General features: G+C 67.4%; 25 protein-coding genes. 16 read left to right on the top strand and 9 right to left on the bottom strand.

The window, feature by feature from the left end; all coding sequences use genetic code 11:
- Window positions 1-29: 29 nt before the first annotated feature.
- Window positions 30-1,208, bottom strand: a complete 1,179-nt coding sequence (locus tag Q0653_RS09670) for an SAM-dependent methyltransferase (protein WP_298944406.1) — start codon at window positions 1,206-1,208, stop codon at window positions 30-32.
- Window positions 1,209-1,350: 142 nt separating this feature from the next.
- Between Q0653_RS09670 and groES the strand changes: the two genes are divergently transcribed.
- From groES to Q0653_RS09655, 3 genes are all read left to right on the top strand, one after another.
- Window positions 1,351-1,647: a co-chaperone GroES gene (gene groES, locus Q0653_RS09665; protein WP_261607191.1), complete on the top strand. Its 297-nt coding sequence runs from the start codon at window positions 1,351-1,353 to the stop codon at window positions 1,645-1,647.
- A 213-nt stretch (window positions 1,648-1,860) separates the two neighbouring features.
- The gene (gene rarD / locus Q0653_RS09660; RefSeq protein WP_298944405.1) at window positions 1,861-2,790 is read left to right on the top strand and encodes an EamA family transporter RarD; all 930 of its coding nucleotides are present in this window, start codon (window positions 1,861-1,863) and stop codon (window positions 2,788-2,790) included.
- Between the two features lie 158 nt (window positions 2,791-2,948).
- Window positions 2,949-4,214, top strand: coding sequence for an ABC transporter substrate-binding protein (locus Q0653_RS09655; RefSeq protein ID WP_298944404.1), 1,266 nt, complete (start codon window positions 2,949-2,951; stop codon window positions 4,212-4,214).
- Between the two features lie 240 nt (window positions 4,215-4,454).
- Here the strand turns inward: Q0653_RS09655 and Q0653_RS09650 are convergent, their stop codons facing one another.
- The 4 genes from Q0653_RS09650 to Q0653_RS09635 form a co-directional block, all read right to left on the bottom strand.
- Window positions 4,455-5,237 carry an ABC transporter ATP-binding protein gene (locus Q0653_RS09650; protein WP_298744321.1) on the bottom strand — a complete coding sequence of 261 codons (783 nt, stop codon included), beginning with the start codon at window positions 5,235-5,237 and terminating at the stop codon, window positions 4,455-4,457.
- On the bottom strand, window positions 5,234-6,109 hold the full coding sequence (locus Q0653_RS09645) for an ABC transporter ATP-binding protein (protein ID WP_298944645.1): 876 nt from the start codon (window positions 6,107-6,109) through the stop codon (window positions 5,234-5,236). The genes Q0653_RS09650 and Q0653_RS09645 overlap by 4 nt, the downstream gene beginning before the upstream one ends.
- Before the next feature lie 112 nt (window positions 6,110-6,221).
- On the bottom strand, window positions 6,222-7,211 hold the full coding sequence (locus Q0653_RS09640; RefSeq protein WP_298944403.1) for a branched-chain amino acid ABC transporter permease: 990 nt from the start codon (window positions 7,209-7,211) through the stop codon (window positions 6,222-6,224).
- A 5-nt stretch (window positions 7,212-7,216) separates the two neighbouring features.
- Window positions 7,217-8,512: a branched-chain amino acid ABC transporter permease gene (locus Q0653_RS09635; protein ID WP_298944644.1), complete on the bottom strand. Its 1,296-nt coding sequence runs from the start codon at window positions 8,510-8,512 to the stop codon at window positions 7,217-7,219.
- Between the two features lie 286 nt (window positions 8,513-8,798).
- Here Q0653_RS09635 and guaB point away from each other — a divergent pair, with 286 nt between their 5' ends.
- A complete protein-coding gene (guaB, locus tag Q0653_RS09630) occupies window positions 8,799-10,301 on the top strand; it encodes an IMP dehydrogenase (RefSeq protein WP_298744325.1) in 1,503 nt (500 codons plus the stop codon).
- Here guaB and Q0653_RS09625 read toward each other — a convergent pair.
- Together Q0653_RS09625 and Q0653_RS09620 are read right to left on the bottom strand one after the other, a co-directional pair.
- Complete coding sequence (locus Q0653_RS09625; RefSeq protein WP_298944402.1) at window positions 10,289-10,663, bottom strand: hypothetical protein; 375 nt, start codon at window positions 10,661-10,663, stop codon at window positions 10,289-10,291. The two genes, guaB and Q0653_RS09625, sit on opposite strands and share 13 nt — an antisense overlap.
- A 254-nt stretch (window positions 10,664-10,917) precedes the next feature.
- Window positions 10,918-12,018: an FAD-dependent oxidoreductase gene (locus Q0653_RS09620; RefSeq protein ID WP_298944401.1), complete on the bottom strand. Its 1,101-nt coding sequence runs from the start codon at window positions 12,016-12,018 to the stop codon at window positions 10,918-10,920.
- Between the two features lie 60 nt (window positions 12,019-12,078).
- On the opposite strand from Q0653_RS09620, the gene Q0653_RS09615 reads away from it, so the two are divergent.
- From Q0653_RS09615 to guaA, 4 genes are read left to right on the top strand one after another with little or no spacing between them, the layout of a single operon-like run.
- Window positions 12,079-13,197: a GuaB3 family IMP dehydrogenase-related protein gene (locus Q0653_RS09615; protein WP_298744467.1), complete on the top strand. Its 1,119-nt coding sequence runs from the start codon at window positions 12,079-12,081 to the stop codon at window positions 13,195-13,197.
- Entirely contained in the window at window positions 13,197-14,045 is an 849-nt protein-coding gene (locus Q0653_RS09610; RefSeq protein WP_298744330.1) for an SURF1 family cytochrome oxidase biogenesis protein, read from the top strand. Before Q0653_RS09615 ends, Q0653_RS09610 begins: the two co-directional genes overlap by 1 nt.
- Before the next feature lie 10 nt (window positions 14,046-14,055).
- The gene (locus Q0653_RS09605; RefSeq protein WP_298944400.1) at window positions 14,056-14,562 is read left to right on the top strand and encodes a DUF3817 domain-containing protein; all 507 of its coding nucleotides are present in this window, start codon (window positions 14,056-14,058) and stop codon (window positions 14,560-14,562) included.
- A complete protein-coding gene (guaA, locus tag Q0653_RS09600; protein ID WP_298944399.1) occupies window positions 14,559-16,142 on the top strand; it encodes a glutamine-hydrolyzing GMP synthase in 1,584 nt (527 codons plus the stop codon). The genes Q0653_RS09605 and guaA overlap by 4 nt, the downstream gene beginning before the upstream one ends.
- Before the next feature lie 581 nt (window positions 16,143-16,723).
- On the opposite strand, the gene Q0653_RS09595 is transcribed toward guaA, so the two are convergent.
- A complete protein-coding gene (locus tag Q0653_RS09595; protein WP_298744334.1) occupies window positions 16,724-17,635 on the bottom strand; it encodes a Bax inhibitor-1/YccA family protein in 912 nt (303 codons plus the stop codon).
- 142 nt (window positions 17,636-17,777) lie between these two features.
- On the opposite strand from Q0653_RS09595, the gene Q0653_RS09590 reads away from it, so the two are divergent.
- The 5 genes from Q0653_RS09590 (at window position 17,778) to Q0653_RS09570 (ending at window position 21,812) form a co-directional block, all read left to right on the top strand.
- Window positions 17,778-18,803: a glycerophosphodiester phosphodiesterase family protein gene (locus Q0653_RS09590; protein WP_298944398.1), complete on the top strand. Its 1,026-nt coding sequence runs from the start codon at window positions 17,778-17,780 to the stop codon at window positions 18,801-18,803.
- A gap of 28 nt (window positions 18,804-18,831) precedes the next feature.
- Window positions 18,832-19,764: an ABC transporter ATP-binding protein gene (locus tag Q0653_RS09585; RefSeq protein WP_298944397.1), complete on the top strand. Its 933-nt coding sequence runs from the start codon at window positions 18,832-18,834 to the stop codon at window positions 19,762-19,764.
- Entirely contained in the window at window positions 19,761-20,855 is a 1,095-nt protein-coding gene (locus Q0653_RS09580) for an ABC transporter permease (protein WP_298944396.1), read from the top strand. The genes Q0653_RS09585 and Q0653_RS09580 overlap by 4 nt, the downstream gene beginning before the upstream one ends.
- Window positions 20,855-21,187, top strand: a complete 333-nt coding sequence (locus tag Q0653_RS09575) for a DUF6804 family protein (protein WP_298944395.1) — start codon at window positions 20,855-20,857, stop codon at window positions 21,185-21,187. The genes Q0653_RS09580 and Q0653_RS09575 overlap by 1 nt, the downstream gene beginning before the upstream one ends.
- Window positions 21,188-21,401: 214 nt before the next feature.
- On the top strand, window positions 21,402-21,812 hold the full coding sequence (locus tag Q0653_RS09570) for a hypothetical protein (protein WP_298944394.1): 411 nt from the start codon (window positions 21,402-21,404) through the stop codon (window positions 21,810-21,812).
- Window positions 21,813-21,888: 76 nt separating this feature from the next.
- On the opposite strand, the gene Q0653_RS09565 is transcribed toward Q0653_RS09570, so the two are convergent.
- Window positions 21,889-22,653 (bottom strand): AAA family ATPase, encoded by a 765-nt coding sequence (locus Q0653_RS09565; protein WP_298944393.1) that lies wholly within the window; start codon window positions 22,651-22,653, stop codon window positions 21,889-21,891.
- 123 nt (window positions 22,654-22,776) lie between these two features.
- Between Q0653_RS09565 and Q0653_RS09560 the strand changes: the two genes are divergently transcribed.
- From Q0653_RS09560 to Q0653_RS09550, 3 genes are all read left to right on the top strand, one after another.
- Window positions 22,777-22,995 carry a three-helix bundle dimerization domain-containing protein gene (locus Q0653_RS09560; RefSeq protein ID WP_298744346.1) on the top strand — a complete coding sequence of 73 codons (219 nt, stop codon included), beginning with the start codon at window positions 22,777-22,779 and terminating at the stop codon, window positions 22,993-22,995.
- A 520-nt stretch (window positions 22,996-23,515) separates the two neighbouring features.
- On the top strand, window positions 23,516-24,625 hold the full coding sequence (locus Q0653_RS09555) for a hypothetical protein (RefSeq protein ID WP_298944392.1): 1,110 nt from the start codon (window positions 23,516-23,518) through the stop codon (window positions 24,623-24,625).
- The gene (locus tag Q0653_RS09550) at window positions 24,622-25,446 is read left to right on the top strand and encodes a GSU2403 family nucleotidyltransferase fold protein (protein ID WP_298944391.1); all 825 of its coding nucleotides are present in this window, start codon (window positions 24,622-24,624) and stop codon (window positions 25,444-25,446) included. Before Q0653_RS09555 ends, Q0653_RS09550 begins: the two co-directional genes overlap by 4 nt.
- The last annotated feature ends 147 nt before the right edge of the window (window positions 25,447-25,593 follow it).

The raw sequence follows: 25,593 nt of genomic DNA, 5'->3' as shown, positions 1-25,593 counted from the left end.
CGCCGGCGTCGCTGAACGCCGGTGTCGCCTCAGACGCGGTCGGCGAGGAGCGCGAGTCGCGTCGAGCCGACGCGGGTCAGGATCAGCGTCGCCGACTCCGGACCTCGGAGCTTGAGCTTCGTCCGGAGCACGGCAGGGTCGATGTCGACGCCGCGCTTCTTGATCTCGAGTGTCCCGATGTCCCGCTCCTTCAGGGCTCGCGCGAGCGCCTTCACATCGGACGGCAGCTTCTCGCGCACGCGGAAGCTCTGCACAAACGGGCTCGTGACCGCGGCATCCGAGGTCAGATACGCGATCTTCGGATCGAGCATGCCCGCCTCGAGTGACCGAGCCACCTCGCCGATCAGCCGTGCACGGATGACCGCTCCGTCCGGCTCGTGCACGTACTCACCGAGCCCGCGCACTGGGGCATCAGCGGTGTCTCCTGCCGCGGTCAGCTCGTGCGCGGCATCCCCACGGATCACGAGCGCCGACCGACGGATGCCGTCTCGCGCCAGCGTCCCCGACCACAGCACGAGTTCGATCGTCGACCCGTCGACACTGATCCACTGCGCCTCGACGTCGTCGGGGATCAGAGTGCGATCGAACGCGGGGCCGAGCTTCACGCCCGTGGGCATCCGGCTCATCAGGTCGAACACCCAGGCCAGCGAGGGAGACCAGTCACCGGCGCCGACCCGGGTCGTCTCGGTGTGCCCCACCGTGCGGCGCGCGGGGTCGAGCCAGACGGCATCCACGCCGGAGAGGTCGACATCTTCGGCGCGCGCGGATGTCACCGTCGCCGCATCGCCGAACGGCGCCAGGTTGTACGCCGCGATCGCGGCGGTGATCTCATCCGCATCCACGGCCAGCACGTCCAGGCCGATGCCCGCGAAGCCGAGCGCGTCGCCCCCGATCCCGCAGCCGAGGTCGGCGATGCGCCGGACGCCGTTGTCGCGGAACCGGCCGGCATGACGAGCCGCGACCGACAGTCGCGTGGCCTGTTCGAGGCCGGCGCGGGTGAACAGCATCCGGTCGGCGAACGGACCGAACTTGGCGCGCGCGCGGGCGCGGAGTCGCGCCTGCCCGACGGCGGCGGAGACGAGGTCGGGGGAGAGACCGGATGCGCGCAGGCGCGAGACTGCCCCGGTCACATCGCTGGCGCCGTCGAGCTCATCGACCAGCCGAAGTCCCTCGGGGGTCAGCAGTGCAGTCAACTCGGCGTGGTCCACTCGGCCAGCCTAGGCGGATCACCGGAGAATTGGCACTCGCGTTGCACGAGTGCCAACTGCGCCCTAGACTTGAGTTAGCACTCCACCGGTGTGGGTGCCAATCAGTCTTGAAGTTCTACGCCCAGCAAGAAAGAGGTAGACCGTGTCGGTTTCCATCAAGCCACTCGAAGACCGCATCGTCATCAAGCAGGTCGAGGCTGAGCAGGTCACGTCCAGTGGCCTCGTCATCCCCGACACCGCGAAGGAGAAGCCCCAGGAGGGTGAAGTCCACGCGGTGGGCCCCGGCCGCATCGACGACAACGGCAACCGTGTGCCGCTCGACGTCGCCGTCGGCGACCGCGTCATCTACAGCAAGTACGGTGGCACCGAAGTGAAGTTCGGCGGCGAGGAGTTCCTCGTTCTGTCGGCTCGCGACGTGCTCGCCGTCGTCGTTCGCTGACACCGCTTTTCGACGAAGGCCCCCGGATCCGTCCGGGGGCCTTCGTCGTTTCCTCCCGGCGCTTTCGCCCGACCCGACACCTTGCGCGCGATCCGACAGCTTCTTTGCGGGATGATCTTGTCGGCTCGCGCGGAGTTTGTCGGCTCGGCGACGAGGGGCGGGTCGGATGCCGCGTGGCCCGCGAAGTGTCACGACCGTTCTAGGCTTGGACCCATGACACCCGACGAGCATACCCGCGACCAGCGACTCGGCGGGGTCTACGCGTTCGTCGCCTACTTCCTCTGGGGCTTCATGCCCCTCTACTTCCTCACGCTGGCGCCCACGGGGCCGTGGGAGGTGGTCAGTTGGCGCATCCTCTTCTCTCTCGCGTTCTGCGCGATTTTGCTGACAGTCACCCGCACATGGTCGAACCTCATCGCGATCCTCCGCGACCGGCGCCTCGTGTTCTGGACGATCATCGCCGGACTGCTCATCTACGTGAACTGGCAGGTGTTCCTCATCTCGACCCTGACGGGGCACGTGATCGAGGGAAGCCTCGGCTATTTCATCAACCCGATCGTCACGGTGCTTCTCGGCGTGCTCGTGCTGAAGGAACGGCTCCGCGTCGCGCAGTGGGTCGCGATCGGCATCGCCGCGCTCGCCGTCATGGTCATCGTCGTCGGCTACGGCGCCTTCCCCTGGATCGCCCTCACTCTCGCGGCGTCGTTCGGCACGTACGGGCTCGTGAAGAAGCAGATCGGTCCGCAAGTGGATGCCGTCAGCGGCCTCACGCTCGAATCCCTCTGGCTGGCGCCGATCGCCGGCATCCAACTCGTCGTCGTGGGCGCGACGACCGGCCTCACGATCGGAACGCTCGGACTCGGGCACACGACGCTGCTCCTGCTCGCGGGTGTGGTGACCGCGATTCCGTTGCTCCTGTTCGCCGCGGGTGCGCGCCGCGCGCCGCTGAGCGTCATCGGCTTGCTGCAGTTCGTCGCCCCGATTCTGCAGTTCATCACCGGTGCGTGGCTGCTGCAGGAGCCGATGCCGCTCGAGCGGTGGATGGGATTCGCCCTGGTGTGGGTCGCGCTGATCATCCTCACCGTCGACTCGCTGCGGGCCGCGCGCAAGGTGCGCATCGCCGCGATCGGACCCGTGGTGTGAGAACGCTCCCTTCCGCGTGATCGCGCGGCAAAGTAACGATTGAGTCGCGTTACATGTCGTTAACACATTGCAACACTCGCGAGACCGCCCTGCGGTTAGGTTTATCCCACTGGGGCCGTTCCTGAGCTGTCCCGTGTTCACCTACACCAAGGAGCAAAATGAGCGTCTTCACACGTTCACGCGCCGGCAAGACACTCGGCGGCATCGCCGTTGTCGCTGTCAGCGCGGTCCTTCTCGCCGGCTGTGCCGGCGGAGGAACCACCACCACCCCGTCCGAGAGCAGCGCTCCCGCCGAGGACCTCACCCTCTCGATCGGAAGCGTGCTGCCCCAGACGGGTAGCCTCGCTTTCCTCGGCCCGCCCGAGGAAGCCGGCGTGCTGCTGGCCGTCAACGAGGTCAACGAAGCCGCAAAGGGCCTCACGGTTGACTTCACTCCGGGTGACTCGGGTGACGCGGACAACAAGGCGTTCGAGACCACGGTTCCCAAGCTCCAGAACGCGGGAGTGTCGGCCATGATCGGCGCCGCCGCATCGGGTGTGACCAAGCTCTTCCTCGACTCCAACGTCGCGGCCGGCATCATCACCTTCTCGCCGGCGAACACCTCGCCGGACTTCACCACGTGGGAAGACGACAACCTCTACTGGCGTACCGCCCCCAGCGACCTGCTGCAGGGTGAGGTGCTCGGAAACCTTGTCGCCGAAGACGGCCACAAGAACATCGGCATCATCTACCAGAACGACGCGTACGGCACCGGCCTCTTCGGCGTCGTGAAGGAGGTCTTCGAGTCCACCGGCGGTACCGTCGTGGCCGAGGCGTCCTACAACGACGGCGACAGCTCGTTCGACGCGCAGGTGGCGACCGTGACGGCGGCCAACCCCGATGCGATCGTGCTGATCACGTTCGAACAGTTCGCGACCATCGCGCCGCTGCTGGTGAACGCCGGCCAGAGCGCCGAGAACTTCTACCTGGTCGACGGAAACCTCAAGCAGTGGGGCGACGGCGTGTCGGTCTCGCTCGAGGGTGCCAAGGGCACGACGCCCGGACCGGTGCTCGAGGACGACTTCAAGGAGCGCCTGAACGCTGCCTGGGTCGAGGGTGGCAACACCGACCTCGAGGACTTCTCGTACGCGGCTGAGTCCTACGACGCGGTCATCCTGCTGGCGCTGGCTTCGCTCGCCGCCGGTTCGACGACGGGTCCGGACATCGCGACCAAGCTCCAGGAAGTCTCCGGCGGCAGCGGTGAGGGCACGACCTGCACCTCGTTCGCCGAGTGCGCCGACATCATCCTCGAGGGTGGCGTGGCCGACTACGACGGATACTCCGGACCGGTCACGTTCGACGACGCCGGCGACCCGACCGAAGCATCCATCGGTATCTTCCAGTTCGGTGCCGACAACATGCACGAGCGCGTCGAAACTCGCTGAGTTTCTCACGCACGGAAGGGCCCCGGAGCAATCCGGGGCCCTTTCCGCGTGTTGCCCGGCATCCCGCCCCGCGCCTCCTCGTGAGAGACGGCACATTCCCGGTGAGACGCCCTGCGCGACGTCGCGTCTCACCGCAGATGTCGCGTCTCGCGGGGGAGGGGCGGCGCGGGTGCGGCGCGAAAAAGAGGGGGGTGGATGCCGGGAACCGGCATCCACCCCCCTACGCGCGCTGTGGGCGCGTCAGTGCTTCTCGTCCTCGCCGAGGGTTCCCAGGTACAGGCCGATGACCTGGGGATCGTTCAGGAGGTCGCGACCGGTGCCGTGGTGCGCGTCGCGCCCCTGGTCGAGCACATAGCCGCGGTCGCAGATCTGCAGGCAGCGCCGCGCGTTCTGCTCGACCATGATCGTCGTCACGCCGGCCTTGTTGATGTCGGAGACCCGGATGAACGCGTCGTCCTGGCGGACGGGCGACAGACCGGCCGAAGGCTCGTCGAGGAGCAGCACCGACGGATCCATCATGAGTGCCCGGCTCATCGCGACCATCTGGCGCTCACCACCGGAGAGCGACCCGGCCCGCTGCTTCAGGCGCTTGCCGAGCTCGGCGAAGATGCCGGTGACGAACTCCAGGCGCTCGGCGTAGATCTTCGGGTTCTGGAAGAGCCCCATCTGCAGGTTCTCTTCGATCGACAGCGACGGGAACACGTTGTTGTTCTGCGGCACGAAGGCCACGCCGCGGTGCACGAGCTTGTCGGCCTTGAGTCCGACGATCGACTCACCGTTCAGGGTGATGTCACCACCGCGCACCTTCACCATGCCGAAGATCGACTTCAACAGCGTCGACTTGCCGGCACCGTTGGGCCCGATGATGCCGATCAGCTCACCCTTGCGGGCGACGAGGTTGGCGCCGTTGATGATGTTGATGCCGGGCAGGTAGCCCGCCGTGAGGTCCTTGACGTCGACGACGATCTCAGCCGTCGACGGACCCTCGGTGGGCGTCAGTACAGGAGCAGTCTCGCCGGTCACTTCTTCTCCTCCTCGGCGTCGGCGATCGCCGCGGCCTCGTCCTCTTTGATCTCTTCCAGGAGAGCGATCGCGGACGTGTCGAGTTCGCCCGAGACGCGTCCGGTGACGACACCGAGGTCGACGTCCTGATGGCTGCCCAGGTAGGCGTCGATGACGGCCTGATCTTCCATCACGGTGTCGGGCGGCCCCTCGGCGACGACCTTGCCTTCGGCCATCACGACGACCCAGTCGGCGATGTGGCGGACCATGTGCATATCGTGCTCGACGAAGAGCACGGTCACGCCCAGGTCCTTGAGGTCGAGGATGTGGTCGAGCAGCGACTGGGTGAGGGCGGGGTTCACCCCGGCCATCGGCTCGTCGAGCATGACCAGGTTGGGATCGCTCATCAGGGCGCGGGCCATCTCGAGGAGCTTCCGCTGGCCGCCCGAGAGCGACGCGGCGAAGTCCTTCTCTTTGGCATCGAGCTTGAAGCGCGCGAGCAGGCCCCGGGCCTTCTCCTCGTTCGCCGTCTCCTGGCCACGCCAGGTGGCCGGCAGGAACGACTGCCAGAAGCGTTCGCCCTTCTGATCGGGCGCGCCGAGCTTCATGTTCTCGAGCACCGTGAGCAGCGACAGCGCCTTGGTGAGCTGGAACGTGCGCACCTGGCCCATCCGCGCCACCTTAAAGGCGGGGATGCCGGCCAGATTCTTGCCGTCATACGACCACTCGCCGGTGTTCGGCTTGTCGAACCCGCAGAGCAGGTTGAACAGCGTCGTCTTGCCGGCGCCGTTCGGGCCGATGAGGGCCGTGATGGCGTTCCGCGGGATCTCGAGGTGCTCGACGTCGACGGCGGTCAGGCCCCCGAAGCGCCGTGTGACACCGTCGATGACCATGATCGGGTCGACTTTGGCGACACCGGGCACGGCGTCGCCTTTCGCGAGCCCGGTCGCCTTGGGACGGGCGATACTTCCCGTCGCGGGTGCCGTGACGGCATCCGCATTCTGATCACTTGACAAAGGTCATCTCCCTCTTGTCGCCGAGGAGTCCCTGCGGCCTGAAGATCACGAGGAGCATGAGCGCAACGCCCACGAGGATGTACCGGAGGGTTCCGGCCTGGATGTCGGTCATCGGCAGCCATCCGGCCTTCGCCATCTCGGGAAGCAGGTTGCCGAGCAGCGCCATGACCATCCAGAAGATGACGGCACCGACCGACGGTCCGAAGATCGTCGACGCGCCGCCGAGCAGCAGGATCGTCCAGAGGAAGAAGGTCAGGGCCGTCGTGTAGCTGGACGGGATGACCGCGGAGGGCAGGACGTAGACGATGCCACCGAGAGCACCGATCACACCACCGACGACGAGGGCCTGCATCTTGTAGGCGAAGACGTTCTTGCCGAGCGAGCGCACGGCATCCTCATCTTCACGGATGCCCTTGAGCACCCGGCCCCACGGGCTCTTCATGAGCGACCAGACGACGAAGAGCGACAGCGCCAGCGCGAGCAAGCCGAACACGATCACCCAGAGCTGCTGTGCCGTGTACTGCCACGGTCCCCAGCCGTACCGGTCGCCCGTGGGAAGCACGGGGAAGGGGTTGGATGACTGGAAGCTGCCGTTGTAGTTGCCCAGGCCGTCGGCGGAGTTGGTCCACTCGTCGAAGACCTGCGTCGTGAACAGCAGGCGGACGATCTCGGCCGCCGCGATCGTCACGATCGCGAGATAGTCGGCGCGCAGACGCAGGGTCGGTACACCGAGGACGACGGCGAAAATTGCCGCCAGCACGAGGCCGAGGAGCATGGCGAGGTACCACGGCAGGCCGAAGGTGAGGATGCCGATGGCGTAGCCGTAGGCGCCGAGGGCCATGAAGCCGGCCATACCGAAGTTCAGCAGGCCCGCGTAACCGAAGTGGACGGCCAGACCCGTCGCCGCGAGGGCGTAGGCGATCGTGACCGGGCTGAGCAGGTAGCTGAGCGTGTTGGAGAGGATGGAAGCCCAATCCATGGCGGTCACCCGAGCCTTTCTTTACGACCGAGCAGACCTTGGGGTCGCACGAGAAGAATCAGGATCAGCACCACGAGCGCTCCGGCGTACTTGAGGTCCGACGGGATCCAGAGCGTCGAGGTCTCGACCACGACACCGACGATGATCGAGCCGATCAGCGCGCCGAACGCGGTGCCGAGCCCGCCGAGCGTCATCGCGGCGAAGATGAGCAACAGCATCTGGGTGCCCATGTTCCACTGCACGCCCGGGCGGAAGTAGGCCCACAGGACACCCGAGATCGCGGCGAGCATGCCCGCCATGACCCAGACGATGCGCACGACCCGGTCGACATCGATTCCGGATGCCGCAGCCAGCTGCGGGTTGTCGGAGATCGCGCGCGTGGCCTTGCCGATGCGGGTGCGCAGCAGGAAGTACGCAACCGCGCAGATGACGACGATGCTCACGCCCATGCTGATCAGGTCGATGTAGGAGAGCGAGATCGGCCCGAATTGGATCGGGGCGGGGCTCGCACCCGGCAGCTGGTAGGTCTTGCCGCCGATGAAGAACTGATAGACGTAGCGGAGCGCGAGCGACAGACCGATCGACACGATCATGAGCTGTACGACGCCCAGCCCGCGACGGCGCAACGGCCGCCAGAGTCCGGCATCCGTCGCCAACCCCAGGGCGGCACCGCCGATCACGGCGGCGGAGATCCCGAGCCACAGCGGCAGCTGCCACGTGGTGGAGAGCACCATCGCGACGAGCGCACCCCAGGTCACCATCTCGCCGTGGGCGAAGTTCGACAGGCCCGTCGTGCCGTAGATGAGGGCCGCTCCCATCGCCGCGAGAGCGAGGAGAAGGCCGAAGTTCAGCCCGTTGACGAGGCGGACGGCGAGCTGATCGACGAACGACTGTGTGATGCGCTCGCCCTGACCGAGGAAGAGGTTCACGATCTTCGTCTTGGTGAGGCCGAACTCGACTTCGAACGATCCTGTGGTGCCCTGGATCGGCTGGAGGCCCTCGGTCAGCTGTGTTGCGTCGACGATGACGCCTTCCGGCAGGGTGTCCTCATCGATCGTGAGCGTGTACGTGTCCTTCTCGGGGACGTACAGCCGCCATTTGCCCTCGGCGTCGGTGATCGTCTCGGCTTCGAATCCGCCGCCGGAAATCGACATCGTCACGTCGGGAACGGGCTTCTCGTCGAAAGTGATCACACCGCCGAAGTAGAAGTCGGTCTGTTCCTGGTCGGCTCCCGGGGTGTCGGGGGAGGCGGCATGCGCGGCGATCGGGCTGCTGAGCAACAGCAACCCGGCGGCCAGCATGGCGCCCAGGAAAAGCACGATCCATCTCATCGGATGGCGTGCGGTGACGGTCGTGGGACTCACGAATCCTCCAGTCCGGCGCACCTGTATTGGGTGATGCGGTCGCAGTCGGCAGTGACCACGACGGTACGAGCGTAATGTGTCGGCTTTGTTTCGCCTATTGGTCTCCCCGGTCTGTCGCGGCGCAATTGCCTGGTTTCTCGGCGGTTCGGCTGGAGAAGACCGGAATTGTTCGGGTTCTGCGCGACTTAGAATCGGTACATCCCGAGAGCACGCAGGAGAGCGCATGGATTACAACGACCCCTTCGGTTTCGTCGGTTTGACCTACGACGACGTGCTCCTCCTCCCGGGACACACCGACGTCATCCCTTCCGAGGCCGACACGTCCTCTCGGGTCACCCGCCGCATCACGGTCGCGACGCCGCTCCTGTCAGCCGCGATGGACACCGTCACCGAAGCGCGCCTCGCGATCGCGATCGCCCGTGAGGGCGGTCTCGGCATCATCCACCGCAACCTCTCGATCGCCGACCAGGCGGCGATGGTCGATCGCGTCAAGCGGAGCGAGTCGGGCATGATCACCGATCCGATCACGACGACACCGGATGCCACGATCGAAGAGGTCGACAACCTCTGCGCCCAGTACCGCATCTCCGGTCTCCCCGTCGTCGACGACGACGGGCGGCTGGTCGGAATCATCACGAACCGCGACATGCGGTTCGTCTCGGGTTTTGAGCGTCAGACCACGAAGGTTCGCGACGTCATGACCACCGAGGGGCTCGTCACCGGCCGCGTCGGCATCGCTGCGAACGAGGTCATCGCACTCTTCGCGCACCACCGCGTCGAGAAGCTGCCGCTGCTGGACGAGGACGGAAAGCTCGCGGGCCTCATCACGATCAAGGACTTCGACAAAAGCGAGAAGTATCCGCTCGCCACGAAGGATGAGCAGGGTCGGCTGCGGGTCGGCGCCGCGATCGGCTTCTTTGGCGACGCGTGGGAGCGCGCCGAGGCGCTGCGCGACGCGGGTGTCGATGTGATCGTCGTCGACACCGCGAACGGACACTCCGCCGGCGTCATCGACATGGTCACGCGCATCAAGTCCGACCCCACGTTCGCCCACATCGACGTCATCGGTGGCCAGGCCGCGACCCGCGAGGGTGCACAGGCACTGATCGACGCGGGTGTCGACGCGGTCAAGGTCGGCGTCGGCCCGGGATCGATCTGCACGACCCGCATCATCGCCGGCGTCGGCGTGCCGCAGGTCACCGCGATCTGGGAGGCGTACAAGGCCGCGCGCGAAGCCGGCATCCCGATCATCGCCGATGGAGGGCTGCAGTACTCCGGCGACATCGCCAAGGCCCTCGTCGCCGGCGCCGACACCGTCATGCTGGGCTCGCTACTCGCCGGCACCGATGAGTCGCCCGGAGAAGTCGTCTTTCAGGGCGGCAAGCAGTTCAAGCTGTATCGCGGCATGGGCTCGCTCGGCGCGATGCAGACGCGTGGCAAGAACACGTCGTACTCGAAGGACCGCTATTTCCAGGCCGATGTGCCCTCCGACGACAAGCTCATCCCCGAGGGCATCGAAGGTCAGGTCGCCTACCGCGGCCCGGTCTCGGCGGTCGCCCATCAGCTCATCGGAGGCCTGCGGCAGTCGATGTTCTACGTCGGCGCCCGCACGATCGAAGAGCTCAAGGCCAAAGGCAAGTTCGTGCGGATCACCTCGGCAGGTCTCAAGGAAAGCCACCCCCACGACGTGCAGATCGTCGTGGAGGCCCCGAACTACAAGCGCTGATCGGAGGACGAGTGGTGCATCCACCCGTCGATCTGCAGGGCGAGTCGCTCACCCACGAGGGCGTCGACCGGCTTGCCCACGATCCACACCTGTTGCCGCACGCGCACCCCGAGGGAGCGCAGCGGGCGGACGACGATCACCTCGAGCCCGGAGTCCGCGAGTCCGGTGGTCTCGGCAGCGATCTCGACGGCCGCGCGGGATGTCCAGCGAATCGCGCGCAGCGCCTCCGGAGCGAGACGTTCGGAGCGGGCCGCCGACTCCCAGAGGATGAGGGCCATCTGCAGGAGCGCCGCGCGATGCGCGATCCCGACCGCACTCATCTGGGCGAACAGGTCCTCGAGCGACTTCCGTGGCGCGGACATACCGGCATCCTGTCGCTGGCATTCTTTCCTGCGGCTGTCGCACCTCGCGTGTGGGGACAACTCGACGGCGCCCCGCCCTGGGGAGGAAACGACGATCGCCGCAGAATGTCGTCATTCCCGCAGGGGATGCCGGCATCCGGTGCGGAGATCGCGACATTCTGCGGAGATCGTGCGACCGGAGAGCGGTCGAGCAGGAACAGCGGCCGAGCCGGAAGAGCGGTCCAGCCGGAGCAGCGGTCGAGGCGGAAGGCGCGCTACGCCGGGAGGCGGAAGGGCGCGGCGGCGCGCGCGGTCGGATCCAGAGCGAGGTCGGCGAGTGTCGCTCCCACACCGGGAGCGAATTTGAAGCCCTGGCCGGAGAATCCGGCGCCGATCACCAGAGGGCCGACGCGATCGAGCACGAAGGCTTCGGTCGGCGTCGTCGTGTAGGTGCACGAGATCGGCACGGCCGACTCCGGATCGAGGCCGGGCAGCCACTCGCCCACATAGGCGGCGAGTTCGCGTTGCCACGTCGGCCGGTGGGGCCGGGCATCCGGATCGATCTCGTCGCCGACGCCGTGGAACCCGACTTTGATCCCCTCGCCGGGTGTCGGCATGCCGTACACGTTCGCCGGTTGCGCGCCCGGTGCGACGAACTGATTGAACGACGGCCACGGCCCCGCGATCCGCGCGGTGAAGTGCGCGGGTGTCTCTTCCGTCACGCGCAGGCGCGGCAGGCGGATGCCGCCATTCACCAGCCCTTCGGTCCACGCGCCGGCCACAACGATCGCGACGTCGGCGCGGAGGACACCGGCATCCGTCACGACGTCGACGCCGTCCGCGTCTGGTGAGACCGCCCGCACCCGCGTGTTCCAGCGCACCTCGCCGCCTGCCTCGACGGTGCGTCGCTCGAGTTCGCGGAGCGCGGCCGCAGCCCGCGCGACGCCCGCATCGGGCGAGTACAGCACGGTGTCCTCGAAGCGCATGCCCGGCCACCGCCGCGCGGCTTCGGCGCCACCCAGGAGCTCCGCCGGGATCCCGCGCGCGGTCAGTCCGGCCGCGATCTCCGCCAGCCCCGCGCCGCTGCCAGACCCGAGCGCCGCACCGGCCCCGTGCGACACGAGCCCGTGTAGCCGCAGCAGCGGCTCGCCGTCGACGGTGCCGAGCGCGTCCCATCCCTCGCGGGCGCGCGCGAGCAGATCGAGGTAGTGATCCTCGCCGTACGCGTTGTTGAAGTTGCGGGTCTCGCCGTGCGACGCACCCTCGTGATGCCCGCGCGCGAAGCGCTCGAGCACGATCGGGCGCTCGCCGCGGCGGGTGAGCTGCCACGCGGCGGACAGCCCCATCACACCGCCGCCGATGATGATGATCCGCATTCTGACCTCCGGCATCCATCCTGGCGCACGCGGGCACCCGGGTAGGCTGAGGGGGTGAGCATGGAGATCGAGCTCGGCCGCGCCAAGCGCGCCCGCCGCGCCTACGCATTCGACGACATCGCCGTTGTGCCCTCGCGGCGCACGCGCAACCCCGAGGACGTTTCGACGTCCTGGTCGATCGACGCGTTCGGATTCGGCATTCCGGTGCTCGGCGCGCCCATGGATTCGGTCATGAGCCCGCGCACAGCGATCATGCTCGGACAGCTCGGCGGCCTCGGCGTGCTCGACCTCGAGGGCGTCTGGACGCGCTATGACGACCCCGAGCCGTTGCTCGCCGAGATCGCGGGGCTCTCGGATGCCGATGCCACGCGCCGCATGCAGGAGCTCTACAGTGAGCCGATCAAGCCCGAACTGGTGCGCGATCGCCTTGCCGAGATCCGCGACGCCGGGGTCACGGTCGCCGGTGCGCTCACGCCTCAGCGCACGCAGGACCTGTACGAGACGGTCGTCGCTGCGGGCGTCGACCTGTTCGTGATCCGCGGAACGACCGTGTCGGCCGAGCACGTCTCGAGCGAGCTCGAACCCCTGAACCTCAAGAAGTTCATCTACGACCTCGACGTCCCCGTCATCGTCGGCGGCGCCTCGACCTACACGGCGGCGCTCCATCTCATGCGCACGGGCGCCGCGGGCGTCCTCGTCGGGTTCGGCGGGGGAGCGGCATCGACGACGCGCGCCACCCTCGGCATCCACGCGCCGATGGCGACCGCAGTGGCGGACGTCGCCGGCGCGCGCCGCGACTACCTCGACGAATCCGGCGGACGCTACGTGCACGTGATCGCCGACGGCGGCGTGGGCACGTCCGGCGACATCGTCAAGGCGCTCGCGATGGGGGCGGATGCCGTCATGCTGGGCGTCGCCCTCGCCCGCGCGACGGATGCCCCCGGGCAGGGATTCCACTGGGGTCCCGAAGCCCACCACGCCAAGCTTCCCCGCGGCAGACGCGTCGAGGTCGGCCAGGTCGGCCCGCTCGAGCAGATTCTCTACGGCCCCGCGCCCGTCGCGGACGGCACGGCGAACCTCATCGGCGCGCTTCGCAAGTCGATGGCCACGACCGGGTATTCCGACCTCAAGGAGTTCCAGCGCGTCGAGGTCGTCGTCGCGCCGTATACCGCCCAGTGATGGCGTCGAGCGTGAGCGAGGCATCGCCGGAGGCCGTCGAGGTCTTCCCGCCGACGCTCCGCGAAGTCCTGCTGCGTCCCTGGTGGATCGGGATGCTGGTGTTCGCCCTCGCCGTCGCCGCCGTCTTCGCCTGGCTCGGTCAGTGGCAGCTGGGGAACGCGATCGATACCGACCCGGCGCCCCCCGGCGCCACCGAAATCGTCCAGCCTCTCGCCGACGTCACGACGCCGGGGGAGTACCTCCCCGAGCCGCTCGTCGGACAGCGCGTCGAGGTGAGCGGGACCTGGCATCCGACCGACTTCCTGGTCGTCTCCTCACGCTTCAATGACGGCGTCGAGGGGTATTGGGTCACCGGACAGTTCCGCACAGGCGATGGCCCGGCCCTCCTGGCGGTCGCGATCGCCTGGGCGCCGACGCGGGATGCGGCCGATGCCGCGGCATCCGCTCTCGCCGCCGATGGCGACGCAGCGACGGCCACGCTGACCGGACGCATCATCTCGGACGAGGGCCCGGCGCTCCCGCCCGACGGTGCAGCGGCGACCGAGATGACGCGGATGTCGCCGGCGGCCCTCCTCGGGCAGTGGTCCGACGTCGAGGGTCTCGATGTCTACAGGGCGTACCTCGTCGCCGACATCGACACTACAGGCCTCGCTCTGCCCGACGACCTCGTCGCGATCGACTCGCCCGCACCCGTCGAGGGGTCCAGCGTCAACTGGCTCAACATCTTCTACGCCGTGGAATGGGCGATCTTCGCCGGCTTCGCCTTCTACATGTGGTACCGCCTGGCCAAGGATGCCTGGGAGAAAGAGGTCGAGGACCTGGAAGAGGCCGCCGAGCCGGTTCAGTAGACTGGACCGCATGCCTCAGCCCAAACTCGCCACCTTTCCGGCGATCCGCGGGGCGCTGACCTTCTACCAGATCGCCTCGATCGTCACCGGTGTCGGGCTCCTGCTTCTGCTCGCCGAGATGATCTTGAAGTACACGCCTCTGCACGTCGAGGTGTTCACCGGCGGCTCGGGCGGGCTGCTGTGGCTGGCGCCGGTCATCGTCGGCGCCGACTGCCAATGGTTCTCCCTCTTCCTCCCCGGCGGAAGCGGATGCGAACTGACGTCGGCCGGCGACGGGTTCAACCTGTCGCTCGGCATCCTCGTCGCGCACGGCTGGTTCTACGTGGTGTACCTGTTCGCCTGCTTCCGGATCTGGAGCCTGATGCGCTGGCGCTTCCCGCGCTTCATCATGCTCGCCCTCGGCGGCATCGTCCCGCTCCTGTCGTTCTTCATGGAGGCCCGCGTCGCCCGCGAGGTCAAGACCTACCTCGCCGAGCGCGAGGCGGCATCCGCTCTCATCACGGAAGGCACCCGGTGACCACCGAGACTCAGACCGACCAGCGACCTGTCCTGGTCGTCGACTTCGGCGCACAATACGCGCAGCTCATCGCGCGACGCGTGCGCGAAGCCGGCGTCTACAGCGAGATCGTGCCCCACACCGTCACGGCCGACGAGGTCGCCGCGCGCAACCCGCTCGCGCTGGTCCTCTCCGGCGGCCCCTCCTCGGTGTACGAGCCGGAAGCGCCCACGTTGGATGCCGGCGTGCTGGAGCTCGGCATCCCGACTCTCGGCATCTGCTACGGCTTCCAGGTGATGGCCCGTCAGCTCGGCGGCGTCGTGGCCAACACGGGACTCCGCGAGTACGGAGCGACGGATGCCGTGCTCGAAGGCGACGGCGGCGTGCTGCTCGGCGGCCAGCCCGAGACCCAGAACGTGTGGATGAGCCACGGCGACCAGGTCTCCGAGGCGCCCGCCGGCTTCGACGTGCTGGCCTCGACGGCGGCGACCCCGGTCGCGGCCTTCGGCAACGCCGAGAAGTGCTTCTACGGCGTGCAGTGGCATCCCGAGGTGAAGCACTCCGATTACGGCCAGGACGTCATCGTCAACTTCCTGCACAAGGCGGCGGGGCTCGCGGCCGACTGGAACAGCGGCAACGTCATCGCCGAGCAGGTCGCCCGCATCCAGGACCAGATCGGGAGCGGCCGCGTGATCTGCGGCCTCTCCGGTGGCGTCGACTCCGCGGTCGCTGCGGCGCTCGTGCACAAGGCCGTCGGTGACCAGTTGGTCTGCATTTTCGTCGACCATGGGCTGCTCCGGAAGGACGAGCGCGAGCAGGTCGAGCAGGACTATGTCGCCTCGACCGGTGTGCGCCTGGTCACCGTCGACGCGCGGGAGCAATTCCTCACGGCGCTTGCCGGCGTCAGCGATCCCGAGCAGAAGCGCAAGATCATCGGGCGCGAGTTCATCCGTTCCTTCGAGGCGGCCGAGAAGGCGCTCATCGCGGAAGCCGCGGCCGACGGCGAGCCGATCCGCTTCCTTGTGCAGGGGACCCTTTACCCCGACGTCGTCGAGTCCGGCGGCGGTACCGGCACCGCGAACATCAAGAGCCACCACAACGTGGGCGGCCTGCCGGAGGACCTGCAGTTCGAGCTCGTCGAACCGCTGCGGACCCTCTTCAAGGACGAGGTGCGCGCAATCGGGCGCGAACTGGGACTGCCCGAGGTGATCGTCGGACGGCAGCCGTTTCCGGGGCCCGGCCTCGGCATCCGCATCGTCGGTGAGGTTACCGCTGACCGTCTCGAGATTCTGCGTGACGCCGATGCCATTGCCCGCGCCGAGCTGACTGCGGCGGGCCTCGACGGCGAGATCTGGCAGTGCCCGGTCGTGCTGCTCGCCGACGTCCGCTCCGTCGGTGTGCAGGGCGACGGCCGCACCTACGGCCACCCGATCGTGCTGCGTCCGGTGTCGTCGGAAGACGCCATGACCGCCGACTGGACCCGCCTGCCCTACGACGTGCTGGCGCGCATCTCGAACCGCATCACGAACGAGGTGCGCGACGTCAACCGCGTCGTCCTCGATGTGACCTCCAAGCCCCCGGGAACCATCGAGTGGGAGTGAGCTGACCGGATGCCGGGGCCTGATCTGCGGATCGACCCCGGCATCCGTCGTTTGGTCATGCCCCGTCGGTCCTCCCGCCTCCGGTGGCGCCGCTCCCGCTGGCCCGTATTCAGTCTGCGCGTGAATTCAGCGGGGAATCCCCCGCGGAATTCCAGGGCGCCGAGGCAGGTGCCGCTCTGCGCAGACTGAATATGGACCGAGCCTTCTGAAGACGGACCGAGCCTTCTTGCGGAACACGGGTGCGCCGGCCGACGAGGCCGGGTCGGCCGCAGCCCGCTACCGTATTCAGTCTGCCGGTGACCGCTGCGCGCACTGGCCGCCGATTTGCGCGGAGTCGTGCGCGGCACCCCTTCGAGCAGACTGAATACGGGGAGGCGGCGGGTCCGCAGGACGCAGGACGCAGGGCGCGGGCGGCAGGCGCGGGCGCAGGCGGCGGGCGGCAGGCGCGGGCGCAGGCGGCGGGCGGCAGGCGCGGGCGCAGGCGGCTGGCAAGCCCCAGTCCCGCAAAGCCCCCAGGCCTGAGCGGGCACGACGAAGGCCCGCCCGGCGTGAGCCGGACGGGCCTGTCGGTCAGTGCGAGATCAGTTGTTGCCGCGGATGATGGCGATCATGCGCAGGAGCTCGATGTAGAGCCAGACGACCGTGACCATGATGCCGAAGGCGCCGAGCCAGCCGTACTGGCGCGGGGCGCCGTTGCGCACACCCTGCTGGATCGAGTCGAAGTCGAGCACGAGCGAGTACGCAGCCATGATGACGACGAACACGCCGATGATGACGCCCCACGGGATGCCGAGGATGAAGCTCGGCTGGCTCGAGATGCCGAACGGGCCGGCGCTGTTGTCGCCGAAGGCGCCGAACATCATCATGACGAGGTTGACGAGCGAGAAGACCAGGTACCCGACCATCGCGATCATGAAGACCTTGGTGGCCTTCTTCGACGCGCGCACCTTGCCGCTGGCGAAGAGAGCGAGCGTCACGCCGACAACCGAGAGGGTCGCGATCGTCGCCTGCAGCACGATGCCGGGCCAGATGAACTCGAAGTACGCCGAGATGCCACCGATGAAGAGACCCTCGAACGCGGCGTAGCCGAAGATGAGCGCGGGGCGGATCTTCTTGCGCGACGTGAAGATCACGACCATCGACAGCACGAAGCCGCCGAGCATGCCGATGATCCACGGGGCCATGTTGACACCGGTGGGGTTGTCGGCCGTGACTCCGGACATCGTCCAGATCCAGCCGACGACGGCGGTGACGAGGAGGATGCCGAACAGGGCGAGGGTCTTGATGACGGTGTCCTCGACCGTCATGCGGCCGGTCTCTACCGACCCGGCGGCGGGGGAGGCGTAGGCACCTTCCATCTGTGCCTGCGTGGCGATGTCGACGGACTGTGCGGACGCGGTGCCGAACTGGGTCTGGGCAGCCGGCGGGGTCAGCCCCGGCCGCTGTTCCTGGAACGCGGGGTTGCTGAATGCGGGGTTGCTGCTCGAGGCCATGGTGGTCTCTCTCCAATGCGAAGTGTGCCGCAGTGAAATCCTGCGGAATACCAGAGTATCGAAATCCTGTCCGGGGCGGCAGATCTTGCGCTGTGAGGGCGCTATGAAGGGAAGCGCCGTCGCCGCTGACTACCCTGGAGACATGCCGCGCCGTCGTCCTCTCGTGATCGGTCACCGCGGTGCACCCGGGTATCGGCCCGAACACTCGCGGTCGTCCTACGATCTGGCGCTGGCGCTGGGTGTGGATGCCGTCGAACCCGACATCGTGCTGTCGCGCGACGGGGTGCTCGTGGTCCGGCACGACACCGAGATCGGATCGACCACGGATGTCGCCGACCACCCCGAGTTCGCCGAGCGCCGCACGACCAAGACCGTCGACGGAGCGGAGCTGACCGGCTGGTTCGCCGAGGACTTCACCTGGGCCGAACTCAGCATCCTCCGTTGCCGCGAGCGTCTGCCGCGGCTACGGCCGGGGAGTGCGAGCTTCGACGGGGAGCAGCCGATTCTGCGCCTGCGCGATGTGCTCGACCTCGTGGCGCAGGCCGCACTCGACCAGGGCCGGGAGATCGGGGTCGTGCTGGAGATCAAGCACGCCACCTATCTCACCGGGCTGGGCTTCGACTACGCGGGGATCATCGCCGACGAGCTCGGCGCGGCTGGCTGGGACGGCGGTCGCTGGCCGCTGACGATCGAGGCATTCGAATCGAGCGTCCTCACACAGCTCCGCGAGCGGGGCGTGCGCGCGAGCTACATCTATCTCCTCGAGGCCGCGGGACAGCCCGCCGACCTCGTCGCGGCACAGGGAGCGTCGGCGCCGACCTACCGCTCGGTCATGACACCGGCGGGCCTCGACGCTCTCGTCGGGCGGGTGGACGGGATCAGCCTCGATAAGAGGAGCATCCTGGCGCCGGATCGCCGGGGCCGCGTCGGTGAGCCGGCACCCGTTGTCGCCGATGCCCACGCGCGGGGGTTGCGTGTCTTCACCTGGACGTGCCGCCCGGAAAATGCCTTCCTGGTCGGCCAGTTCCGTCGGGGTCGAGACAAGGCTGCCTTCGGCGAGTACGAGGCGGAGTGGCAGTTCCTTGCGGATGCGGGAGTCGACGGCTTCTTCGTCGACCATGCCGATCTCGGAGTCGCGTTCTTCCGCGGCACGCAGTCGTCGCGGTGACGCCGCCCCGCACCCGTAGGGTGAAGACATGACAGACGCCGGCATTGTCGCCCGTGGCGTGCGCCGTTCGTTCGGGAACGTCCACGCCGTCCGCAACGTGACCCTCGACGCCCGGGAGGGCGCGGTGACCGGGCTCGTCGGACCCAACGGGTCGGGCAAGACCACGCTCCTCCTCATGCTTGCCTCGCTCCTCGCCCCCGACGCGGGGGAGCTCCGGATCGGGGGTGTCGACCCCGTGGCTGATCCGGCCGCGGCTCGCGCTCTCCTCGGGTGGATGCCGGACGCGCTCGGCGCGTGGGGATCGTTGACGGTGCGAGAGACGCTCATCACGACCGGGCGCCTCTACGACCTCGACCGTGATCAGGCGACCGCGGGCGCGGCGCGACTGATCGACGAGGTCGGGCTCGCGAACCTCGCCGACGCGCCGGCCCGGGTGCTGTCGCGGGGGCAGAAACAGCGTTTGGGACTCGCCCGCGCGCTCGTCCACAATCCGCGCGTGCTGCTGCTGGACGAACCGGCCTCGGGGCTCGACCCGCAAGCGCGTATCGAGCTGCGCACGCTCCTGCGCCGCCTGGCGGCCGAGGGCCGGACGATCCTCATCTCCAGCCATATCCTCTCCGAGCTCGAGGAGGTCGTCGACGACGCCGTCTTCCTCGTGCAGGGTGAGACCGTCAGCGCCGACCGGGTCGCCGCGGCCGCCGGGCGTCAGCGCACCTGGCGGGTTCGCATTGCCGATCTCGACGCGCGCGCCGCCGTCGTTCCCGTCGCCCAGGCGCTCGGCCTCGACGCCGCACTCATCCCGATCGACCGGCGCGATCTGCTGGTCGCGTTCGATTCGGATGCCGGTGCCGCCGGCGGGCTGGCCGCCCTCGTGCACGCCGGACTCCCGGTTGCGGAGTTCTCCGCCGCGACGGGCTTGCTCGAACACACCTTCCTCGACCTCGAAGGAGGTGCGCGATGACCCTCTCGCGGCTCTGGACGATCTCCCGCCTCGAGCTCACGCAGCGGGTGCGTACCGTCGCCTGGTACGTGCTGTTGGGGATCTTCGCGCTCCTCCTCCTCGGCGTGACGGCGCTCGCATTCCTCTCGTACGGCGGGTGGGGCGCGGGAGGCCCCGGTGTGTACTCGATCGTCGTCTACATCACCCTCCTGCTCGTCGTGCTCGTCTCGCCCACTCTCTCGGGAAACTCGATCAACGGCGACCGAGACGCGGCGACGCTCGCCCCCGTCCAGGTCACGCTCGCCACGACCGGCGAGATCCTGCTCGGCAAGTTCGTCGCCGCCTGGATCACCGGTCTTGCCTTCACCGCCGTGGCGGCACCGTTCCTGGTCGTCGCCACCTTTGCCGGAGACGTCGACCCGCTCACCGTCATCGTCTCGCTCGTCGTGCTGATCGTTCAGACCGGGGTGATCTCGGCGATCGGGGTGGCACTGTCCGGCATCCTCGCCCGCCCGCTGTTCTCGGTCGCGGCCACGTACCTGGTCGTGATGGCGCTCGTCGCCGGATCGGTGATCGGTTTCGGCCTGATCGGGGCCGCCGTCTCGACCGAGTACACCACCAGTTACCGCACCGCCGAATACGATTCCGACACCGGCAACCCGGTCTGCCGCGACGGCTCGGACGACTGCTGGGGCGACCCGGACCAGATGGTGTGCGGCGAATGGCAGGAAAGCACCTCGCGCATGCCGCGCTACGACTACGTCTGGTGGATGCTGGCCGCCAACCCGTTCGTCATCCTCGCCGACGCCGTGCCGACCCGCTTCGACGAGTCCGGATATCCGGTCGACATGTTCGGATGGCTGAAGTACAGCGTGCGCTCCGCCCAGATCCCGATGTCCGAGCAGTCGGGCTGGGACGAATGCGATCCCGAGTACTACACCGACGGGGTCTACTCGGGGCCGGACTACGAGGAGACCATCGCGAACACGGTGCCGAGCTGGTTCGTGGGACTCGGGGTGCAGGTCGTGCTGGCGGGCGGGCTCCTGTGGTGGGCGTGGGCGCGCACCCGCACCCCCGCGCGTGCACTGCCGCCCGGAACCCGGATCGCCTGATGTCGCAGAAAGACCAGACGCCGGTCTTCCAGCGCAACGCGCTCGCACCGGGCATCCTCGCGGCGATCGTGCTGTTCCTCGCGCCGGTGCTCTTCACGCTCGAGTGGGACATGTTCGTCCGCTATGCGGTGTCGATTCTCGCGCTGATCATCGCCTGGTTTTCCGGTCAGGCGAAGCAGTGGTGGTGGATTCCGGTGTTCGTGGTCATCGCCGTCGTCTGGAACCCGGTCTCCCCGTTGCCTCTCGACGAGGGACTGTGGAACGGCATCCAACCGGCGGCCGCCGTGGTTTTCCTCGCAGCGGGCGCGCTCATCAAGAGCCCGCGCGTCTGAGAACCGCGCCGATCATCGATGGCCCCGTGCCGTGGATCCTCCTCGACCTGTCCGTGGTGCTCGCGCTCGTGCTCCTCGTGCGACGCCTGAATGCCCGACAGGCAATCGGGACAGTTGTGGCGGTTGCCGTCGGCGCCGTTCGGCCGTCGTCGACACCGCCTGCGCAGATTCGACGGCGTACGGCAACGCGAAGACCTACATCACCGAGGATGTCGTGGCCTGGGTGCGCAACAACCTGCACGTCATCGACGATCCTCGCTACTGGGTCATCGGGGGCTATTCGAACGGCGGAGGGTGCGCGATCACGTTCGCGGCGGAAGACCCTCGCGCGTGGAGGAACGTGATGTACATCTCCGGCGAACCGTACCCCGGTTCTGAACAAGCCGACAATGTGACCCAGACCATCTACAGCGGCAGCCAGGCCGCATTCGACGCATCCAAACCGGTGAATATCTTCGCCGCCAACCCAGGGGCGTATGCCGGGATGACCGCTGCCTTCACTGCCGGCGGAGACGACCCCGACTACGAACAGGCGGCCGAAACCGTCTCCCCGCGGCGAAGGCCGCGGGGATGGCCGTCACCTACGACGTCATCCCCGGCGCGGGGCACACAGGCGACGCACTGACGGCAGGGCTGGAGATCACCGTCGGAAAGATGTAACCGGCGCTGGGGCTGTCCGCGCCCTGAGCGACGGGTCCGGCTCAGCGCTTGCGCGTGCCTGTCTTCGGCTTCACGGTCTTCTCCACCAGCGCCCACAGGTCACCGTAGGCCTGTGCTGCTTCGGCGCGGGGCGCATAGCTGCCGACGGGTGCCCGCTCCGTTCCCATCCGCTCCACCTGCACCGTGGCGGGAACCACAACGGCGCTGACCGACTTCTGTGTCGCGGGCAGCTTTTCAACCGCCTCACGATGCAGCGTTTTGCGGCGGTCGACCATCGACAGGAACGCGACCATTCGCGCCTTCGACACCGATTCCGCCAGGAACGCGCTGACCTGTTCGAGGGACCGCATCGACAGCGGTGACGGCACGAGGGGGACCACGACAGCATCCGCCGAGAACACTGCGTTCTCCGCGACGAGAGCGGCGCCGGGCGGGCAGTCGAGGATCACGACGTCGTAGTCGCGGTCGACCTGCGCGAGAATCTTCGCGATTCGCTGCTCAGACTTCTTCGCGTGGTCGAACACCAGGTCGAGGTCTCGGTAGCTCGCGTCGGCCGGCAGGACGTCGAGATTGTCATAGCTGGTGGAGCGGATCGCGTGGGACACCTTGCTCTGGCCGGCCACCAGGGCGCTGACACCGCCCTTGACCTTCTTCGGTTTCACCTGGAGGAGGAAACCCGTGGCTCCTTGCGGATCGAGATCCCACAGCAACACCCGAAAGTTCTTCGCCGCCTCCCACGCGAGATTGACCGCCGCGGTGGTCTTACCGACTCCGCCTTTCGTGCTGTAGACCGCTACGACCTTCATGTCCGGACGCCTCCTGGAATCGTGGGCCGATGCGGTCCCGCGTCCACCGTAGCGACGGATGGCGTGGTCGAGGGGACCATTCTGACCCTGTCGCTTCGCGCGTGATCGGAGGAAAATGGGTGTATGAGCCACACGAACCCCGAGAACGAGTTTGAGGCGCTCGTCTACTTGGCGGAGCGTCTGGGCCATCGTTTCCCCTTTCTCGCGGAGGAGGAGGCCTTCGCGCTGATCGCGGAAGAACTCGAAGCGTTCGACGCCGTGCGACTGCGCACCTATGTACCGGTGCTCGTCGAGCGCAATGTGATGCGGCGGCTCCGGGCAGGTTCGAGCACGGCAGCCTAGAGCGGTCTGCGCTGTGGGCGCCTGACCTGGACTGTCTGCATTCGGTAATGACTTTCTGCGGCATGGTCCACGACGAATCCGGCGGCGCGCAGGTACTCGGTGACGACTTCAGAGACCGTCGGATCATCGTCCACCACGAGGACCCGTCGATCGGTCAGGGACACAGTGCCGATCCCGCCCGGGGGTTCCGCCATCACGCACTCAGGGTACGCCCGCTGCGGACGAGTGCGGCGGCCAGATCCTCGCTCGTTCGCGGATCGTAAGAAGTCGCTTTCAGAGACGCGACGGCGGGAGTCGAAACTGCGGTTGCGCTGATTTCGTTGACGCTCGAGAAGCGCGGAATCACGCCGGTTGTGCCGTCACGCCTCGGAAAATTAAGAGAGTGCGAGCTGCGATCTAGTCTCGTGTCGTTCGGTTCTGATCAGCGGAACCGGTCTTGAGCTACGCGGCTTGTGTCCACATTGTGTCCACGCGGAGCACGTGGGCTGTGGGTCCTCCATGGTGCAATCGAGAGCTCCTATTGAGGCGAATCAGCTTGACGTATGTTCCAGAAATCGATATGTTCCAGTTTATGCGGAACGGTAGAACTCCTGGAACGGAGGGTCTGTTTCAGAGTTTCACGAAGGCCCTCTTCGATGTGGGCGGTCGGCTCGGCTCGGTGCAGCGCGAGGGCGCGGGCGGTTTCGCAGACTACATCGCGATGGTCGAGTTCGGCGACGCTGCCATCACCTTGAACGTGGAGGTCAAGCTCATGCCGCCCCGCACGCGCGCCGATGTCACGAGGCTCGCCAAAAGGCGCTCCACGGCAGTGAACGCCCTGGTCGCGCCATTCCTGTCACCGTCGGTGCGTGACGAGCTGAGGAAGTCGGGGTGGTCGTACTGGGACGCCACCGGGAACATGCTCATCCGCAGCGTCGAACCCCCCGTATGGATCGACCGAATCGGCGCATCTCGAGATCCTGATCCTGATACCAGCGGCGACCAGCAAAGTCTCCGATCCCTGAAGGGGAAGGCTGCGTCGGAGGTCGTTGTCAGCCTCCTCTCTGACGGCGGCGCTACATCAGTGCGAGAAGCCGCTCGTAAAACAGGAACTGGCGTGGGAACGGCGAGTCGCGTCATCGACCTTCTTCGCACCGACGGAGTGCTCGAGGTGAGTACGGCGGGCATTCGCGTTCCCGATCGCATCGCGCTGGCGACGCGGTGGGCGCAGGACTACGGGTTTGTGTCGACGTTCAAACCTGGCCGCTACCTGTCGCTGCTGGGAGAGGACCTCGCGATCGAACGTCTCCGCCGGTCCGACATCCGGTACGCGCTGACGGGCAGTCGTGCCGCGGCGGCAGAGTTCACCAGGAATGGTCGAGTGGCGCCGCTTCCCCCGGTGGGCATCTGGCTGTACACCGACGACATCGCGAGCGTCGAACGGACAATGGACCTTGCGCCTGATCGTCGCGGTGGCATCCTCGTTGCCGGCTGCGACTTCTTGAGCGACGGACGTGAAGGATCGCAGGACGCTGATCCTGCCATCGCGCGACATTGGCGAATCGTCGGGGATCTGCTCGCCGCGGGAGGTCGACTTACGGCGATGGGCGAAGATCTTGCCATGCTGACTGACGCAGAGGCAACGGAATGAGTGACGGGTCAGCGAGCCCCGAGTACGTCGTAGCCCGCCGGGTGCTGTTGGACGCGCTCGAGTCGATCCACCCGCACCTCGACGCCGTGGTGCTCGTCGGCGCGCAGGCCGTCTATGTAAACGCGCCACTCGGAGATCCGAGACCGACTTACACTACGGATGCCGACCTTGCGCTCGATCCCGAACTGCTCGCTACGCAGCCCGACATCTCCGAGGCGCTCAGCGATGCGGGATTCACGCCGTCACCGTCAGGCAATCCTGGCAGCTGGGTCTCCGCCGATGGCGTCGTCGTAGATCTGATGGTGCCCGAAGGGGCGCTCAGCCCCAGCACCCGACGCACGGCACCACTCGATGGACACGGTCGGCGCACCGCCCGTCGGACCCGCGGCTTGGAACTCGCGCTCTTCGACAACTCACCCGTCCTGCTCACCTCGCTCGTCCCGGCCGACACTCGTGAGGTGCTGGTTCGCGTCGCGGGACCTGCAGCGCTCGTGGTGGCCAAGTCGATCAAGATCCAAGAGCGCGTCGAGGACGACCGGAGAGACCGGCTGTCGTCCAAAGACGCCGGAGACCTCCTCCGTCTTGTTCGAAACATCCCCGCCGACGACATAGGACGATCTCTCCGTGACCTGGTCGACGCGCATCCAGATCTCTTGCCCGTCACCACGGCAGCGGTCGACTGGCTCAGTGCGCAGCTCCGCGACCAGTCACCGCTCGCCCGACTCGCGATCGACGACCGTGCTGGCGTCGAGGATGCCGCACAGGTCGCCGCCGCCGTTCGCGGCTTGGTCGGACGGATGCTTGACGCCTATCGCGGCTGAGTTCATCCGGTCGTACTGCTGTGACCGTGTCCGCCTGGTTTCCAGCGAACGTTTTCGGCGCCCAGCTAACTGTGATGTCCAGGGACGTTGTTGCGTGAATCGCTCGTGATTTCTGAGGGGTGAAGGCCTCCGGTTGCGAGAGTGGAG

The organism is uncultured Microbacterium sp. (genome assembly GCF_947488465.1).
Lineage (GTDB): Bacteria > Actinomycetota > Actinomycetes > Actinomycetales > Microbacteriaceae > Microbacterium.
This window is presented reverse-complemented; position numbering and strand designations above follow the sequence as displayed.

Excerpts from the sequence above, each read along its gene's own strand:
- Q0653_RS09610 (WP_298744330.1), top strand. The coding sequence starts at position 13,197 with ATGGCGTCGAGCGTGAGCGAGGCATCGCCGGAGGCCGTCGAGGTCTTC.
- Q0653_RS09575 (WP_298944395.1), top strand. The coding sequence starts at position 20,855 with ATGTCGCAGAAAGACCAGACGCCGGTCTTCCAGCGCAACGCGCTCGCA.
- Q0653_RS09605 (WP_298944400.1), top strand. The coding sequence starts at position 14,056 with ATGCCTCAGCCCAAACTCGCCACCTTTCCGGCGATCCGCGGGGCGCTG.
- guaB (WP_298744325.1), top strand. The coding sequence starts at position 8,799 with ATGGATTACAACGACCCCTTCGGTTTCGTCGGTTTGACCTACGACGAC.
- Q0653_RS09580 (WP_298944396.1), top strand. The coding sequence starts at position 19,761 with ATGACCCTCTCGCGGCTCTGGACGATCTCCCGCCTCGAGCTCACGCAG.
- Q0653_RS09615 (WP_298744467.1), top strand. The coding sequence starts at position 12,079 with ATGGAGATCGAGCTCGGCCGCGCCAAGCGCGCCCGCCGCGCCTACGCA.
- Q0653_RS09655 (WP_298944404.1), top strand. The coding sequence starts at position 2,949 with ATGAGCGTCTTCACACGTTCACGCGCCGGCAAGACACTCGGCGGCATC.
- rarD (WP_298944405.1), top strand. The coding sequence starts at position 1,861 with ATGACACCCGACGAGCATACCCGCGACCAGCGACTCGGCGGGGTCTAC.
- Q0653_RS09635 (WP_298944644.1), bottom strand. The coding sequence starts at position 8,512 with ATGCTGGCCGCCGGGTTGCTGTTGCTCAGCAGCCCGATCGCCGCGCAT.
- Q0653_RS09560 (WP_298744346.1), top strand. The coding sequence starts at position 22,777 with ATGAGCCACACGAACCCCGAGAACGAGTTTGAGGCGCTCGTCTACTTG.
- Q0653_RS09590 (WP_298944398.1), top strand. The coding sequence starts at position 17,778 with ATGCCGCGCCGTCGTCCTCTCGTGATCGGTCACCGCGGTGCACCCGGG.
- Q0653_RS09585 (WP_298944397.1), top strand. The coding sequence starts at position 18,832 with ATGACAGACGCCGGCATTGTCGCCCGTGGCGTGCGCCGTTCGTTCGGG.
- Q0653_RS09640 (WP_298944403.1), bottom strand. The coding sequence starts at position 7,211 with ATGGATTGGGCTTCCATCCTCTCCAACACGCTCAGCTACCTGCTCAGC.
- Q0653_RS09550 (WP_298944391.1), top strand. The coding sequence starts at position 24,622 with ATGAGTGACGGGTCAGCGAGCCCCGAGTACGTCGTAGCCCGCCGGGTG.
- Q0653_RS09625 (WP_298944402.1), bottom strand. The coding sequence starts at position 10,663 with ATGTCCGCGCCACGGAAGTCGCTCGAGGACCTGTTCGCCCAGATGAGT.
- Q0653_RS09565 (WP_298944393.1), bottom strand. The coding sequence starts at position 22,653 with ATGAAGGTCGTAGCGGTCTACAGCACGAAAGGCGGAGTCGGTAAGACC.
- Q0653_RS09595 (WP_298744334.1), bottom strand. The coding sequence starts at position 17,635 with ATGGCCTCGAGCAGCAACCCCGCATTCAGCAACCCCGCGTTCCAGGAA.
- Q0653_RS09645 (WP_298944645.1), bottom strand. The coding sequence starts at position 6,109 with ATGGTCATCGACGGTGTCACACGGCGCTTCGGGGGCCTGACCGCCGTC.
- Q0653_RS09620 (WP_298944401.1), bottom strand. The coding sequence starts at position 12,018 with ATGCGGATCATCATCATCGGCGGCGGTGTGATGGGGCTGTCCGCCGCG.